This window comes from Methylophilus rhizosphaerae (assembly GCF_900100975.1).
In the GTDB taxonomy this organism is placed as follows: domain Bacteria; phylum Pseudomonadota; class Gammaproteobacteria; order Burkholderiales; family Methylophilaceae; genus Methylophilus; species Methylophilus rhizosphaerae.
In genome coordinates this window covers 32,738-45,592 of sequence record NZ_FNFX01000003.1, presented here as the reverse complement: position 1 = coordinate 45,592, position 12,855 = coordinate 32,738, and the positions used below count along the sequence as shown (strand labels likewise).

Genomic DNA, 12,855 nt, shown 5'->3' with positions numbered 1-12,855 from the left:
TGTGACAGCAGTCACTTTGTCAACATGAATGATTTGATTATGATAGATGAAACATTCATGGAACCGTCGTCATGTTATCAAAAATCAAGCTATCGTGTATCACTGTTACAGTGGGTTTTGTCATGTTTTGCAATCAGGCAGTGGCCGACGTGTTTGAGTTGAAAAAAGTGGCCGAAGGTATTTATGTCCATCATGGCCAGCACCAGGATATTGATGAGGGATACCAGGGAGATATTTGCAACCTGGGTGTGGTCATCGGCACAACCGCCATTGCCGTGATTGACACCGGAGGCAGCAAACACACTGGTGAGCAGTTATTGCAGGCCATACGTAACATCAGCTCCCTGCCTATCCGTTACGTGATCAATACACACGTGCATCCTGACCATATTTACGGCAACGCGGCCTTCCAGGGAGAAGGTGTCCATTTTGTCGGCCACGAGAAACTGGCAAATACCATGTTATTGCGCAAAGAGCAGTACGAGAAACTCAATGCGCATTTGCTTGGTGACGCTGGCAAAGCCAGTACTACCGTGCCGCCGGATATGCTGGTCCACGACCAGTTATCCCTGGACCTGGGGAGCCGGGTATTGCAACTGCAGGCACAAGGCGTGGCGCATACGCATACCGACCTGACCGTACTGGATAGCAAAACCAATACCCTGTTTGCCGGGGACTTGCTCTTTGCCCAGCGTACGCCTGTGGTAGAAGGCGATATCAAAGGCCTGATTGCCGTGCTGGAAAGAATTAACCAGGGTTACTATGCCCTGATTGTGCCTGGCCATGGCAAAGAAAGCACCGACCAGAAAACGATCATGGGTGATGAATTACGTTATCTCACCCTATTGCTGGCAGATGTACGCAACAGCATCAAACAAGGCATCAGCATGGAACAGACCATGGACACGGCGGCGGCTTCAGAACATGATAAATGGGTGCTCTTCGATATTGCCAACCGCCGTAATGTCAATGTGATTTATCCGCAGCTGGAGTGGGAATAAATTCCTGCGCCTGTGTCCCGCATACTTATCGCGTTTCCACACGTTTAGCAAGCCTTGTAACCCTGCATTTTTTGCAGGGTTACAAGGCTTTTCTTCGCGGGATTCTGCATTTTTTGCGTGACACCAGGCTTTACCCCCCCGCATCAATAACAATCATATATACAAATAAAATCAATCGGTTAGATTAAATTCATGCCAATTCAGGCGAAATGGCATGCTGCTTGCAAAGATCCTTACGCATTTATTTAAGGAAGTCTTTGTGAAACATCCATTCTGGCGCGCCTATGGCCTCTTTTTATTATTGGGCGGCTTTACCCAATTTCTGCTTTGGCTGTTCGGGGCCGCATCCCCGGAAGGCATTAAAGATGCCGTATTTGTCTCTACGCTGTGGCTAATTCCGCTCTGGTGGCAACCACATCGCTTACGTCAATGGAGCGCCGTCATTGCGCTGCTGATCGGCGTACTGGCATTGCCCGGATTCGCTTACTTCCTGGTATATCGCCAGGAATTCACGCAAAGCCTGATGATGATTTTGTTCGAATCTAATCAAAGTGAGTCCCAGGAGTACCTGCGTAACTATTTTACCTGGTGGATTTTGCTGGCCATCCTGGCGTTTATCATTATCCCGGTACTGTACTGGCGCACACTGAAGCCGGCGCAGCTTTCCAAGCCACGGGCAGCCATTTACTCGCTGCTGGCACTCGCCCTGGTGTTCACTTCTCCCGTGAAATATATGGCACGTGACCAATGGGCGACCGCAAGTAAAAGTATCGACCGGCATTTGGGTGGGATACCACCGTTTCAACTGGCGCTAGGCTATCTCAACTATGAGCGGCAACTGGAGGAAGTCAATCGCACTTTGCTGACCATGAACCAAGTGCCTTCCCTGTCGCAGTTGACCGAGCAGGCAAAACCAGGACCGACCACCGTGGTGCTGGTGATTGGCGAGTCGACCTCGCGTTTGCACATGAGTTTATATGGCTATTCTCGCGACACCAATCCCGAGTTAAGCAAAATCAGGCAGGAGCTGACATTGTTCGACAATGTCTATGCGCCACGCCCCTATACCATTGAAAGCCTGCAGCAGGTGCTCACTTTTGCCGACCAGCAGCACCCGGATGCCTATAAAACCCAACCCTCGCTGGTCGCCATGATGAAGCAGGCCGGCTATCACGTGACCTGGATCACCAACCAGCAAACATTGACCGGCCGCAACACCATGCTGACCACGTTTGCCAAACAGGCAGACAAGCAATATTTCCTGAATAACGAGCGCCGGCAAAACGCCTACAGCTTTGATGAAAAAGTGCTGCCCCCTTTTGCCGAAACCCTCAGCGATCCGCACCCAAAAAAGCTGATCATCGTGCACCTGCTGGGTACGCATATGAAATACAGCTACCGCTACCCGGAAAACTTTGATGTATTCAAGACAGCAGAAGGGTTGCCGGTCAAAGGGCTGGATGAAGCAAAGTCTGCGCTGGTCAATAGCTATGACAACGCGATCCGCTATAACGACTGGGTCATGTCGCAATTGATTGCAGCCCTGAAAGCAAAACAGCAACACAGCCTGCTGGTGTATTTCTCCGATCATGGTGAGGATGTATATGACACCCCGCCCCACAACTTCCAGGGGCGCAACGAGGCTGCCCCCACGCTGCCGATGTACAGCATACCGTTCATGGTCTGGCACTCGGCCAACTGGTTTAATGCCCAAACCCTGCTGGCTAACGTGGATACACATCGCCAGTATGACAACGCTGACCTGATTTACACGCTGGCTGACCTGATGGGACTATCTTTCGACGGTTTCCAGCCTGGCGAAAGCCTCGTCAATGCCCGGTTCACACCTGACAACATCCTGGTTGGCGACCCTTATCTGCGCAAATTGCAAATGTTGCCTGGCACCACCCGTTTTCCCGACAATGAGCTTGCCGCATGGAACACTGGATCAGTAAAAGCCGACTAGTCGCGTTGTGGCTATTACTGGCAGCCAGTGCTGCCGGCATTTACCTGCTGGCAAACCACACCTCGATAGACCTGGCACTCGCCGACCGCATGTTTGACTTCCAGCAGGGACGGTTCCCCTATAAACATGGCTTTTTCTATGAAACGGTCATGCATGGCTATGCCAAAACACTGCTGACAGGTATTTGGCTGGTCCTGCTGGCATTGGCATTGTTACCACAGCGCCTGCGACCAGCCAGGCTAAGCACGGCCGATCAATCCCGCTTGCGTTGGGTAGTGGCATTGGCCGCCACGCATAGCTGCCTGGTGGTAGGGATAAAACATCGTATGCCGCATGCCTGCCCGTGGGACGTGGATCGCTATGGTGGCACGTTACCCTGGTTTCCTACCTTTGCGGCCCATGCACCGCAAATGGCCGGGCATTGCTTTCCGGCAGGCCATGCCACCAGTGCTTTGTGGCTGTCTGCCCTGTGCCTGTTCTGGTTGCCTCACCAGCCGCACAAAGCCCTGCTGGTCGCACTCGCAGGGTTATACGCCGGATTCCTGCTGGGCTGGATCCAGCAAATGCGCGGCGCCCATTTTCTTTCACACACCCTGACATCCTTGTGGCTGATGTGCGCCCTGCTGTTATGCGTGTTGTCATTTTCCAAGAGCCCCCAATGAAAAATTTTTCAATGCCAGCGGTATTACGCCACGTGTTCACACCGCAAATATTATTGATCTGGGGAGTATCTCTCTGGCTAATGATTTTTGACAACCGGGCACTGGTTTCACATTTAACCCAGCTGTATCCGCTACAGGGCGGGCAAAGCGGCCTGTTGCTCAGCCTGCTACTGTTTTTCACGCTGGTCACCGCCCTCTGGCTGTTAATCATCAGCCACGGCCGTAGCGCACGCTGGCTACTGGCTTTCATCCTGTTCAGCAGTGCCCTGGCAGGGTTCTACATGCAGGAATTTGGCGTCATTATTGATACCGTGATGCTGGACAACCTGCTGCAGACAGACCGCAAGGAAGCCATCGGCCTGTTCTCCTGGGACATGTTGCTGACAGTGACTCTGGTCGGCATCCTGCCTGCATTATGGATATTGTTTAAAGCGCCGGAAAGCTATTTTGTCAGGGACAAGTTGCGCATTCGCGGCTTGCATGGCCTGCTGTTACTGGTTGCCATGGTGGCATGTGTATGGCCGTATTCCGCCGGTTATGCCAGTTTCATCCGTGAGCACAAACTGGCCCGCATGTACGCGAATCCAAGTTTCATGCATTACTCCCTGGTCAAGTGGGCAAATCAGCATTTAAGTATTCCCGAGAGCAGTGCACTTGAACAAGTGGCCATGGATACACAACGAGTCGATACCGGTGAGAAGCACGAGCTGGTCATTATGGTGGTGGGGGAAACCGCGCGCTATGACCGCTTTTCCCTCAATGGGTACCATAAACTGACTAACCCGCGTTTACAGCAGGAAAACGTGGTGAGCTTTCAACAGGTCAGCTCCTGCGGCACCTCTACCGGCGTGTCAGTCCCGTGCATGTTCTCCGTATTGGGCCGGACGCAATACTCTGCACAAAAAGCCAAGCATATGGAGAATGCGCTGGATGTATTGAAAGAACATCATGTCAGCGTGTTATGGCGGGATAACAATTCCGACTCAAAAGGCGTGGCCACGCGCATGGCTTACGAAGACTACCAATCACCGGCGCACAATAAAGTATGCGACACCGAGTGCAGGGATGTGGGTATGCTGGGCGGGCTGGATGAATATATTCAGGCCCACCATAATCAGGACATATTGATCGTCCTGCACCAGATGGGCAACCATGGCCCCGAATATTATCGCCGCTACCCCAAGCCCTTCGAACAGTTTACGCCGGTGTGCCACAGCAGTGATTTGTCGAAATGCAGCCAGGCAGAAATCGATAACGCTTATGACAATGCCATTTTGTATACCGATTATTTCTTGAGCGAGGTCATTCAGTTTCTGAAAAAATACGACCCCAGCCATGAAACCGCCATGCTGTATGTGGCGGATCACGGCGAGTCGCTGGGTGAACATGGCCTGTATCTGCATGCCGCCCCATACATGATTGCCCCCAAAGAGCAAACCCATGTCCCTGCGATCTTGTGGCTGGGCCAGCAATTTGATTATTCAATCAAACAGGTACAACCCTACAAAAACTACCCGCTCAGTCATGATGACTTGTTTTGCACCTTATTGACCGCGTACGAGTTGAAGTCGGAAACCTGCCAGTCACATTACGGCTGGCTGATTGCCAATCGCGAAGTGCGGGCTGCGCTCAAATTGCCACCATTACCGGTATTACCGGAAGAGGCGCCGGCGACACCTGCCGTCGTGAGCCGCAATCACGACAGAAGCAATAGAAATACCATGCGCCATGCATGATCAAAGCGGCGCAGCATTACACCGTAAATTGGGAGGCTCACTGACTACCCTGGTAGCGGTAACCCATAACACAGGGTGCACCCGTTCATCCAGTTTGCATGCATCGATGTAACCTATCGCACTCTCGGTATAAGCCACATAACGGATCATGGCTTCTTGCGACTCGACGGTAAACGGCGGTTGCACACCGTGGAAATAAAGCTCATTCCAGTAACCCACCTGGGATCGCGGGCTACTATGCAAAACCTGCTGCGAAAAGTGCAGGCGCAAAGGGTGGTCAGTGGACAGGTTGGCGGGATGCAAGGGCTTACCACGGTTATCATACAGCTTCTTGCGCCAGTAAACCGGCGCCAGCTCACTGGCAGCTACCGACACGCTAAAATTGGGTTGCGCCGACACAATCACCGCGATGACAGTATCATCCGCCATGGTCAACGCTGGCAACAAGCCAGCCAGCATCAGCCAGACTTTTATCCAGTCAACACTCATCAGTACATCATCGCAAATGAAGTTGCAAACCCGCGCGGTACATCCTCATACTCGCCGTTACCACCCACAATTTCAAACTTCAGCAGCTGGTTGGGTTTAAGCCGTTTGGTCACCCCCAGTACCCAGCGCTCGGCATTCGGCGCAGCTGGCTGATGCAGGCTTTCCAGCCGGGTAATCCAGTACCAGTCACTTTTAATGAAAAAGGCACTCTGCAAATAAGAACCGCTGCCGCCAATCCGGCCATGTTCGGCTTTACGCGTATACGTTTCGCCGCTTAATTCCCAACGGTTAAACTCCAGCAGGAAATCCAGGCCAAGGAGGCGGTATTTCGGCCCGCCCGGCTGCTCTTCCCGGTAGCTGGAATAATTCAGGCCTATGGTATTCAGGCCGGCATTTTCATCCGTAAAGTTGAACACATTATTGAGGGCAATCCGCGCACCGCGCGCATCTTTATATTCCGTCTCGCCACGACTTTCCGGTTGCGCATTCATCGTTGCGCTATACACCTGGTAGTCCAGAGAGCGTTCCGAAAATGGCAGGTTACCGAACAGTTGCACGCCACTGGTGAAGCTGGGAAAAAGTTCCGTGGTAGCCAGCGGACGGCTGGCAGTCCACACCAGTGGTGAGGCATGCAACTGGTTCCAGCGGCCTAATGGTGTCAGAAAACGCCCCAGTCGCAAGTTGGCGTTTTCATTGATATTCAGGTCAAAATACAAACGCTCCGGATTAATATAGGCTTCACGGAAATCCAGGCCTTGCCTGTGGGTATAACTGGCAGGATCCTCCAGATCCAGTTCACCGAAAAACTTGATGCGCGTGTTCTTGTCCCACGTCACAATCATGCTGAGCTCATTCCAGTTTAACCGTGTCGGCTCTGTCCGCGGCACATGCAAGTCCACGCTGGTATAGCCACCGACACGAAAGCCCTGCAAAAAAGAGCTATCATCTTCCGCCAGCAACGGCTTGCACATCATACAAAGGCTAATTACACTGACCGCACAACGCAGTAAAATAGTGAACATAAACACTTTCCGATTTAACAAGTACAACGCCTGTCATTAAGCCGGTATTTTCTCATACTCCATGTCGAAACATGCACCTTTAACCATCCGAAAAATGCTGTTGATCGCATTTCTGCTGGCGGGCCTGTTACCGGCACTGCTGGTCAGCATGCTGAGTTTCTACCAGGCGCGCACGGCCTTGCGTACAGAAATCAAACATGACTTGAAAACCACCGGTAAAGCGGTCGGCGAACACATAGACAGGATTCTGTTCGAGCGCGTGCAGAATGTACGTAGCTGGAGCCAGTTGGCGATCATGCAGGATATGCAAATTGGCGATATTGACAAACGCCTGTCCATCTTCCTGGCCGAAACCCGCAGCAGCTATGCCGAGCAATACCTCTCGCTGGATGTCGTCGACCTGCAATCCATCATCATTTCTTCCAGCAATCCGCATCACATTAATCAGCGCTTATCCAGCCCGCCGATCTGGTTTTCGTTTCAGGATAACGGCCAATCCATGACGGTCTATCATTTGCAGAATGAGCAGTTGATGATTTCCACCCCTCTGACGTCCGATATCTCGCACCAGCCCATCGGCCACCTGATCGCCAGCTTTAACTGGGCGGTCATCCAGAACCTGCTGAACCATGCAGCCCAGAACGCCACAGAACTCGCATTAATCGATGACAATGCGCGCCTGCTGGCACAATCGAGGAACTGGTCGCAGCAACGCCATAGCCTGCATACGCATATTTCGCTGCAAAGTACACTGCCCATACAGGGCTGGCAGGTCGCGCTTAATAAAGAACATGATGTCGCCGTGGCACCAGTGCACCGGTTAGGGCTTATTTTCCTGATTGTACTGGTCGTGATCCTGCTGTTCTCACTGTCACTGGTCAGGCCCATTGCAAAACGTATTACCCAGCCACTGGATGATTTACTCCATTTTGTAAAGCAACTGAGAAAACCCAATGTCTCGGCCCCTCCACTCACTGGTCCGGCAGAAGTACAGGCATTAAACCTGGCATTCACCAGGATGGCGACAGACCTGGAAGAGTCCGAGCAGCAACTGACACGGGCCGCCAAACTGGCCGTGGTGGGCGAAATGGCCGCTGCCATGAGCCACGAAGTGCGCACGCCACTGGGCATCATGCGTTCGTCTGCCGATGTACTGAAACGTGAACCTGCATTAAGCAGCGATGGCCGCGAGGTACTGGGGTTTATTATTTCCGAAACCGAGCGCCTGAACAAACTGGTGACCACCCTGATCGATTCGGCCAGGCCCAGGGTACCCAGCAAGATACCGCTGGAACTGCAAGCCCATCTGCAACATGTATGCGACATGCTGCAGAAACAGGCACAGGACAAACATATTCAACTGTCATTTAACGCATCGGGGCCTGTCATCATCGCCGTGGATCAGGACCAGATGACACAGGTCATGGTCAACCTGATCGTCAATGCCATCCAGATCCTGCCTGAGCATGGCCAGGTAGCGGTTTCGCTGTTTCACGACCAGCATTACGCCCACCTCACAGTGGCGGATAATGGCCCTGGCGTGCCCTCCAGCCAGCAAAACCATTTATTCGAGGCCTTCTTCACGCAACGCGCCGGTGGCGTCGGCCTGGGGCTGGCTGTGGTCAAGCAAATCGTTGAGGCGCACGGTGGTACAATCACTTACAGCACCAGCCCATGGCAGGGCGCACAGTTTAATATTGCACTGCCGCTAGAGACCGAATAATCATGCCTACTCCGCAACTGACCATCCTGGCCGTCGATGATGAACCTAATATGCGGCGCCTGCTGGAAATCAGCCTGCGCCAGGCCGGTTACCGCGCACTATCTGCGGGCAATAGCCGCGAAGCGCTGGAGATTATCCAGCAGCAGCAAATCGACCTGGTACTGAGCGATCTGCACATGCCGGGCATGAACGGTTTGCAGCTGCTTGGCACGTTGCGCAAAGTCCATGAGCACCTGCCTTTTATCATGGTCACGGCGCAAGGCGAAATCAAAACCGCGGTGGAGGCCATGAAACTCGGCGCCAGTGATTATATTTTGCGCCCGTTTGAACTGGAAACGCTGGAAGTGGCGATTGAAAAGGCGCTGGCGATCAAGCGCATGCAACAGGAAAATACGTTTTTCAGGGAGACCCAGCTGCCTGATGTCACCGGCCTGATCGGCAATAGCCCGGCCATGCACTCCCTCAAACAGATGATCCAGCAAGTGGCGCCCGAACGGGCAACGGTATTCATTGTCGGTGAGACCGGTACGGGCAAGGAGCTGGTTGCCAAAGCCCTGCACGAAGCATCCCCGCGCAAATCAGCCTTGTTTGTCGCCGTTAACTGTGCCGCGATTCCGGCAGAAATGCTCGAGTCCGAACTGTTCGGCCATGAAAAAGGTGCATTTACCGGCGCAATCAAAGAGCGTATCGGGAAATTCGAGCTTGCCAGTGGTGGGACGCTGTTCCTGGACGAAATCACCGAAATGCCCATCCAGTTACAGTCCAAACTGTTACGGGTGTTGCAGGAAAATGTGGTAGAGAAACTGGGAAGCAACCGGCAGATTCCGCTGGATGTCCGCGTGGTGGCTGCAACCAACCGGGACCCGATACAAGCCGTGCAGGAGGGGAAGCTGCGCGAAGACCTGTACTATCGCTTGAACGTCGTGCAGCTACAACTTCCCCCCCTGCGTGAACGTCGCGACGACATAGGATTACTGGCTGACTTTTTCGCTGGCAAGCGTCAGCAGCGGCTTAGCGAACAGGCTCGCCTGTGCCTGCAACAATATGCCTGGCCGGGAAACGTGCGCGAGCTGGAAAATATTCTGGAGCGGGCAGCCATTTTGGCAGGCCAGCAGCCGATACAAGCGCAGCATTTGCCGGCCGATATCAGCCAGCATCCATCGGAGACTGCCACAGAAACCGCCTCCGCTGCCGAGAGCAATATGCTGTCCATTCCCCGCACCACCGAAGCCATGGAGAAACGCCTGATTACCCAGGCACTTGAAACCTGCCAGGGCAACAAGACCAAAGCCGCCAGGTTACTGGAGATCAGTGAGCGTTCACTGTGGAATAAACTCAATCAATATGGATTGCGCTAAACTCGCCCGGCAACCCCTCACGTTCAGCCTTCGCTTTTCCAGACATAGACATCCATTGCCAGAATGCCATAAGTGGTTTCCGGCGTGAACCTTTGCGGAATGCCAGGTGCACTGCCTGCTGCCACAAACAACGGCATTAAATGATCTTCCCCCGGATGCGCCTGTATGCCTTCAGGGCACTCAACGCGATAGTTCAGGAGGGCTGGTATCTGTCCGGCGGCCAATTGACGGGCAATCCAGTCGGCAAACGCATGCACATAAGGCAATGGCGTCACATCACGGTCGCCGGTAAAGAAGTCCGATAAATTGTGCGTGACGGCACCGGAGGCCAGGATCAGGACATTCTGCGCATGCAAAGACCGTAACGCCTGGCCGAGTGCAAACTGTTGTGCTGGCGTGCTGCGGCTCTGGATCGACAATTGGGTGACCGGGATATCTGCCGCAGGATACATCAGCGACAAAGGTACCCAGGCACCGTGATCCAGCCCACGATCTGCCTGGGTTTGTACCGGAATCGTATGCGCCTGCAGCAGTTCGGCCACGCGATTCGCCAATGCAGGCGCTCCTGGTGCAGGATACTGTTTGGCATAAAGCTCCGCCGGAAAGCCACCAAAGTCGTGAATGGTTTCCGGCTGCGTCGCTAGGCTGACGACAGGCACCCGCGTATCCCAGTGCGCTGAAATCACCAGGATGGCTTCTGGCTTGGGCAAATCAGATGCTATCCTGGCCAGTATTTGCCCGGTTTCGCCCGGTTCCAGTATCAGCGATGGGGCACCATGCGACACAAACACAGTTGTCATTTCACAAACTCCGGCAGCCTTGATCCATTAGCGACGGCGGTTATCCAGGCTGTAAGCGCCCGCACCGAATGCAACGACCATCAACAAGCCACCGGCAATCGTCAGGTTCTTGAGAAACATGATCTGCTGCATCTGATCGGCAAAGTTGGTATGGAACAAGAATGCAGCTGCAACGGTGAATAATGCGATGCCTGCCGCCGCCAGCCGCGCTTTGAAACCTATCAGCAATGCGATACCCAATACCACTTCAACAAACACTGCGATTGCATAGACGACCTCTGGCAATGGCGCGCCCACACTTTGAATATAGCCTATGGTGCCGGCCGGATTGGCAACTTTACTCAGCCCGCTGATAATAAAAATATGTGCTAATAAAACACGCCCCACGGCGCTGGCTGCAGATTGCAATGAACTCATCATCGTCTCCTTGTCGTTGTATTGGATTAATCAGTCATCTGTGCTTTTCCGGATAACTGATAAGTGCCATTGTATACTTGAATATAATGTTCACAATCAGCATAATTCTGGTAGAACTGTCTCATACGAGTTGACAATAAATGACCTCATTGGAAGAAATGCGCTTTTTTGTGGAAGTGGTCAAGCATGGCAACTTCACCAGCGCAGCCCGGGCATTAGGCATTTCCAAGCAATTGGTCAGCCGCCGCATTATTGCGCTTGAAGCGCATCTCGGTGTCCGCTTGCTGCTACGCACGACACGCAAACTATCCCCCACCGAAACCGGCAAGCTGTTTTTCCAGCGCGCCCAACATATCCTGCAAGCCATGCATGATGTTGAACTGGAAATAAGCAACCGCTCCGATGAACTGCGTGGCCTGCTCAAGATTTCGGCTCCCCTGTCATACGCCAGGCTGCGGCTGGCCCCGGCCCTGATGGCCTTCATGCAGCAGCATCCCCTGGTCGAAGTGTGGCTGGAAGCAGACAACCGCCACGTTGATATGATTGGCGAAGGCTATGACATGGTGATACGCGTCACCAACCAGCCTGAAGAAGGCATGGTGGCTCGCAAACTGGAAGATGCGGCCGTACGTTATTGCTGCAGCCCGGATTATATTGCGCGTTATGGCACCCCCGCTTCGCCACAGGCGCTGGCGACCCATGCCTGTTTAACGCACAGGGCCAGCGAGTGGTTATTTTCCGGCAACGACCAGATACATCGCATTCCCGTCCACCCGCGCTTGAAATCCAATCATGGCGAAGTATTACGCGATGCAGCCCTGGCCGGACTGGGCATTACCGGCCTGCCCGCTTTTTATGTATTGGATGACTTGCAAAGCGGCAGGCTGGTGGAAGTACTGGCAGAATATCGCATGCAGCAAGCCGGGATTTATGCCATGTACCCTTACCATAAACAGGTATCCAGCAATACACTGGCGCTGATTGAACATTTGCGGCAATGGTTCGGGTCAGATCATGCCTGACCTGGTCAGCAGCGTTATTCGGCGATCACCACACGCTTGCCGTTATCCACGCTGTAGCCACCCGGTCCGAACGCAATCACCACCAGCAGCCCGCCAATAATGGTGATATTTTTCAGGAACATCACCACTTCTACCGGATCAGCCATATTGCTATGAAACATCAGTGCCGTCACAAAGGTAAAAATTGCAATACCGGCAGCGGCCAGTTGCGACTTGAATCCAACGAGCAATGCCGTGCCTAAGCCCAGCTCGACCACCAGCGCAACGATATACGCAACTTGTGGCATGGGTAAATGTGCACTTTCGATATAAGCAAGTGTCCCCGCCGGGTCTAGTACTTTCAAAATGCCGCTGATAATGAAAATCAGGGATAACAATACGCGCCCAAGAAAACTGATCCAACGTTGCCGTACATTCATACTCGTCGCTCCTAATCATTATTGGACCCGCAGTCCGCTCGCCTTCTATGGACGAGACGAACATCGGTATGATGCATGCCGGTGACAGGCTGGAGACTATGTTTACCACTCAGCTACTCAGCCCCATCTGACCACCGGTGTATCACATTTGTTACTCTGCACCATTCTTGCAGGAAACACCAGCAGGATTTGACTTTTAAAATTAACAATGTTAAGTTAACGACGTTATCTTTAATAAAC

12 protein-coding genes are annotated in these 12,855 nt (G+C 53.0%); 7 read left to right on the top strand and 5 right to left on the bottom strand.

Annotated elements, in window-relative coordinates; all coding sequences use genetic code 11:
* Positions 1 to 71: 71 nt before the first annotated feature.
* The 4 genes from BLP53_RS06960 (at position 72) to BLP53_RS06945 (ending at position 5,365) form a co-directional block, all read left to right on the top strand.
* Positions 72 to 1,001: a quinoprotein relay system zinc metallohydrolase 2 gene (locus BLP53_RS06960; RefSeq protein ID WP_143001354.1), complete on the top strand. Its 930-nt coding sequence runs from the start codon at positions 72 to 74 to the stop codon at positions 999 to 1,001.
* 259 nt (positions 1,002 to 1,260) lie between these two features.
* Positions 1,261 to 2,967 carry a phosphoethanolamine transferase CptA gene (gene cptA, locus BLP53_RS06955; protein ID WP_245652696.1) on the top strand — a complete coding sequence of 569 codons (1,707 nt, stop codon included), beginning with the start codon at positions 1,261 to 1,263 and terminating at the stop codon, positions 2,965 to 2,967.
* Positions 2,937 to 3,629, top strand: coding sequence for a phosphatase PAP2 family protein (locus BLP53_RS06950; RefSeq protein WP_091471459.1), 693 nt, complete (start codon positions 2,937 to 2,939; stop codon positions 3,627 to 3,629). The genes cptA and BLP53_RS06950 overlap by 31 nt, the downstream gene beginning before the upstream one ends.
* Positions 3,626 to 5,365: a phosphoethanolamine transferase gene (locus BLP53_RS06945; protein ID WP_091471458.1), complete on the top strand. Its 1,740-nt coding sequence runs from the start codon at positions 3,626 to 3,628 to the stop codon at positions 5,363 to 5,365. Before BLP53_RS06950 ends, BLP53_RS06945 begins: the two co-directional genes overlap by 4 nt.
* Here the strand turns inward: BLP53_RS06945 and BLP53_RS06940 are convergent, their stop codons facing one another.
* The gene (locus BLP53_RS06940; RefSeq protein ID WP_091471457.1) at positions 5,366 to 5,854 is read right to left on the bottom strand and encodes a hypothetical protein; all 489 of its coding nucleotides are present in this window, start codon (positions 5,852 to 5,854) and stop codon (positions 5,366 to 5,368) included.
* Positions 5,854 to 6,828 (bottom strand): hypothetical protein, encoded by a 975-nt coding sequence (locus BLP53_RS06935; protein WP_245652694.1) that lies wholly within the window; start codon positions 6,826 to 6,828, stop codon positions 5,854 to 5,856. The genes BLP53_RS06940 and BLP53_RS06935 overlap by 1 nt, the downstream gene beginning before the upstream one ends.
* 109 nt (positions 6,829 to 6,937) lie before the next feature.
* Between BLP53_RS06935 and BLP53_RS06930 the strand changes: the two genes are divergently transcribed.
* Together BLP53_RS06930 and BLP53_RS06925 are read left to right on the top strand one after the other, a co-directional pair.
* Positions 6,938 to 8,599 carry a sensor histidine kinase gene (locus BLP53_RS06930; RefSeq protein ID WP_245652692.1) on the top strand — a complete coding sequence of 554 codons (1,662 nt, stop codon included), beginning with the start codon at positions 6,938 to 6,940 and terminating at the stop codon, positions 8,597 to 8,599.
* A gap of 2 nt (positions 8,600 to 8,601) precedes the next feature.
* Positions 8,602 to 9,957, top strand: a complete 1,356-nt coding sequence (locus BLP53_RS06925; protein ID WP_091471454.1) for a sigma-54-dependent transcriptional regulator — start codon at positions 8,602 to 8,604, stop codon at positions 9,955 to 9,957.
* Positions 9,958 to 9,980: 23 nt separating this feature from the next.
* On the opposite strand, the gene BLP53_RS06920 is transcribed toward BLP53_RS06925, so the two are convergent.
* Both BLP53_RS06920 and BLP53_RS06915 read right to left on the bottom strand, forming a co-directional pair.
* Complete coding sequence (locus BLP53_RS06920) at positions 9,981 to 10,757, bottom strand: DODA-type extradiol aromatic ring-opening family dioxygenase (RefSeq protein ID WP_091471453.1); 777 nt, start codon at positions 10,755 to 10,757, stop codon at positions 9,981 to 9,983.
* Positions 10,758 to 10,784: 27 nt separating this feature from the next.
* Positions 10,785 to 11,174 (bottom strand): DoxX family protein, encoded by a 390-nt coding sequence (locus BLP53_RS06915; RefSeq protein ID WP_091471452.1) that lies wholly within the window; start codon positions 11,172 to 11,174, stop codon positions 10,785 to 10,787.
* 140 nt (positions 11,175 to 11,314) lie between these two features.
* Between BLP53_RS06915 and BLP53_RS06910 the strand changes: the two genes are divergently transcribed.
* Positions 11,315 to 12,196, top strand: coding sequence for a LysR family transcriptional regulator (locus tag BLP53_RS06910; RefSeq protein ID WP_245652691.1), 882 nt, complete (start codon positions 11,315 to 11,317; stop codon positions 12,194 to 12,196).
* Between the two features lie 14 nt (positions 12,197 to 12,210).
* Here BLP53_RS06910 and BLP53_RS06905 read toward each other — a convergent pair whose 3' ends face one another.
* On the bottom strand, positions 12,211 to 12,615 hold the full coding sequence (locus BLP53_RS06905; RefSeq protein ID WP_091471450.1) for a DoxX family protein: 405 nt from the start codon (positions 12,613 to 12,615) through the stop codon (positions 12,211 to 12,213).
* Positions 12,616 to 12,855: the final 240 nt, after the last annotated feature.

Excerpts from the sequence above, each read along its gene's own strand:
- BLP53_RS06960 (WP_143001354.1), top strand. The coding sequence starts at position 72 with ATGTTATCAAAAATCAAGCTATCGTGTATCACTGTTACAGTGGGTTTT.
- BLP53_RS06950 (WP_091471459.1), top strand. The coding sequence starts at position 2,937 with ATGGAACACTGGATCAGTAAAAGCCGACTAGTCGCGTTGTGGCTATTA.
- BLP53_RS06945 (WP_091471458.1), top strand. The coding sequence starts at position 3,626 with ATGAAAAATTTTTCAATGCCAGCGGTATTACGCCACGTGTTCACACCG.
- BLP53_RS06940 (WP_091471457.1), bottom strand. The coding sequence starts at position 5,854 with ATGAGTGTTGACTGGATAAAAGTCTGGCTGATGCTGGCTGGCTTGTTG.
- BLP53_RS06935 (WP_245652694.1), bottom strand. The coding sequence starts at position 6,828 with ATGATGTGCAAGCCGTTGCTGGCGGAAGATGATAGCTCTTTTTTGCAG.
- BLP53_RS06930 (WP_245652692.1), top strand. The coding sequence starts at position 6,938 with ATGTCGAAACATGCACCTTTAACCATCCGAAAAATGCTGTTGATCGCA.
- BLP53_RS06925 (WP_091471454.1), top strand. The coding sequence starts at position 8,602 with ATGCCTACTCCGCAACTGACCATCCTGGCCGTCGATGATGAACCTAAT.
- BLP53_RS06920 (WP_091471453.1), bottom strand. The coding sequence starts at position 10,757 with ATGACAACTGTGTTTGTGTCGCATGGTGCCCCATCGCTGATACTGGAA.
- BLP53_RS06915 (WP_091471452.1), bottom strand. The coding sequence starts at position 11,174 with ATGAGTTCATTGCAATCTGCAGCCAGCGCCGTGGGGCGTGTTTTATTA.
- BLP53_RS06910 (WP_245652691.1), top strand. The coding sequence starts at position 11,315 with ATGACCTCATTGGAAGAAATGCGCTTTTTTGTGGAAGTGGTCAAGCAT.
- BLP53_RS06905 (WP_091471450.1), bottom strand. The coding sequence starts at position 12,615 with ATGAATGTACGGCAACGTTGGATCAGTTTTCTTGGGCGCGTATTGTTA.